This window comes from Bacillus sp. C30, from assembly GCF_040838255.1.
GTDB classification, from domain to species: Bacteria; Bacillota; Bacilli; order Bacillales; family Bacillaceae_G; genus Bacillus_A; species Bacillus_A mycoides.
In genome coordinates, this window is the sequence record NZ_JBFPJH010000477.1 from 1 (window position 1) to 2,097 (window position 2,097).

Consider the following 2,097-nt stretch of genomic DNA (forward strand, 5'->3'; position numbering starts at 1 on the left):
ATACAAAGGTTAGTTCTAAGAACTAACCTTTGCTATTTCTCTATCATTATTTCTTTAGAGAAGCTTCATATGCTTTATATTCTTCGTCAGTTGCAGGTACTTTAATTTCACCAGCAGTGATTTTCTTCTCAAACTCTTCTATTTTTGTTAAAATTTCTGGGTTTACTTTTTTCACATTATCAGTTGTTTTCGCGATACCAACGCCATCATCTTTTAAGCCGAACTCTTCTACTTTACCGCCTTTTAACTTACCATCTTTCGCTTCTTGCGCTACTTTTGCTACTGCAACATCAACACGTTTTACCATTGAAGTTAAAGTTACGTTTTCAGGCATGCCTTCTTGATTTTGGTCACGGTCAACACCGATTACCCAAACATTTTCACCTTTTTTCTTACGGTTTTTCGCTTCTGTGAATACACCGTTACCAGTTGCACCTGAAGCATGGTAAATTACGTCAACGCCTTGACCGTACATTGCTGAAGCTAATACAGATCCTTTTTCTGGCTTATCAAATGCATCAGCATATTGTGATACAATTTCGATATTTGGATTTACTGCTTTTGCACCAGCTTTAAAACCTGATTCGAATTTTGTAATTAATGGACTCTTCACACCACCAACAAAACCAACTTTATTTGATTTTGTTGTCATCGCTGCTACAGCTCCAACTAGGAATGAACCTTCATGGTCTTTAAATGTAATACTTGTTACGTTCGGCTTCTTTACAACAGTATCTACAATCGCAAATTGCTCTTTTGGATACTGTTCAGCCACCTTTTCAATTGATTTTTCCATTAAGTAGCCAATACCAAATGTTGTGTTATAATGATCTTTCGCAAATTTCGTTAAATTTGGAATGTAATCAGCATCTTTACTTGATTGAAGGTAACGATATCCTTCATTTTTCTTTAAATCGTTGTCTTTACCGAATTTTGTTAAACCTTCCCAAGCTGATTGGTTAAATGATTTGTCATCAACGCCCCCAACATCTGTAACCATACCAACCTTAAACTCTTTATCCCCTTTTTTGTCACTATCCGCTTTATCCGAGTTACCACATGCACCTAACACTGTACTTGCTGCTAACGTTAACGATAATAAAAGACCTGTTTTTTTCTTCATACTAGAAACCCCTCCTGAAATGTTTTGTCTAATGATTCATACGCTGCTGTCCCTTACTTCTTGCTGTCACCTCCCTAAAAAGGAACTTCCCTACATACGTTTTCTTAATACGTGGAAGCTAAACTTATCAGCTCTAAAGTAATTAATAGAATATAAGATTGGCTCATCATTTTGATCATAGTGCATTTGTTTTAAAACTAGCAGTGCCGTTTCAGGTTCACATTCTAAAATCGGTGAAATTTTCGGGTGATAACCAATCGGTTCAATGTGAGCAACTGCGTATGTGATACGCTTGTGCGTATTATTATGTATTACTGTAAGCAGCGATTCCTCATTGTATCCCGATAAATCTGGTAATATCTCTTTTGCCAGTTTATCAATGCAATATACAACTGGTTCCCCATCCGCTGTACGAACACGTTCAATCATTACTGCGCTAAAAGCATCTTCACAATTAAATTTCTCTTTTTCTTCTTCTGTTAAAGTTGTTGTAGATGATGATAAAAAGATTGTTCCTGGTGTTTTCCCCACACTAGAAATCATATCTGTAATACTAGAAAGTTGCTCTATTCCAGAAGAAAATAACGGCTTCGCATTTACAAATGTCCCTACACCATGTCTACGAATAACAACATTTTCTTCTTCTAAAATACGTAGTGCTTCCCTTAAAGTTGCCCTACTTACACCAAGTTCTTTCGCTAGATCAAACTCTGAAGGTAACTTTTGTTTTTCTTTGTAAGCCCCATCTTTAATTTCTCCTTTGATGTGATCAATCACCCGCAAATATAGGTGACGACTATCGGATTTTACTGACATAAGACTCCCCCGCATTTCAATTATTCGACCTCTGATGTAAGACTTCTTTTCTCTTTTTTCAACTTACAACATAGTATAAATTACTAAATACTTAAAATAAGCGTAATTATCGAATAAATATTAATAATTTTTCAAGATGAAATTTTCACACTTTATAC

Annotated in this window: 2 protein-coding genes; both read right to left on the bottom strand. The window is 35.5% G+C overall.

The annotated features are described in order from the left end of the window. Positions 1 to 46: 46 nt before the first annotated feature. Positions 47 to 1,123, bottom strand: coding sequence for a BMP family lipoprotein (locus AB3X49_RS21920; RefSeq protein WP_113709227.1), 1,077 nt, complete (start codon positions 1,121 to 1,123; stop codon positions 47 to 49). 90 nt (positions 1,124 to 1,213) lie between these two features. After that, positions 1,214 to 1,939 carry a GntR family transcriptional regulator gene (locus AB3X49_RS21925; protein ID WP_367964728.1) on the bottom strand — a complete coding sequence of 242 codons (726 nt, stop codon included), beginning with the start codon at positions 1,937 to 1,939 and terminating at the stop codon, positions 1,214 to 1,216. Positions 1,940 to 2,097: the final 158 nt, after the last annotated feature.

Excerpts from the sequence above, each read along its gene's own strand:
- AB3X49_RS21920 (WP_113709227.1), bottom strand. The coding sequence starts at position 1,123 with ATGAAGAAAAAAACAGGTCTTTTATTATCGTTAACGTTAGCAGCAAGT.
- AB3X49_RS21925 (WP_367964728.1), bottom strand. The coding sequence starts at position 1,939 with ATGTCAGTAAAATCCGATAGTCGTCACCTATATTTGCGGGTGATTGAT.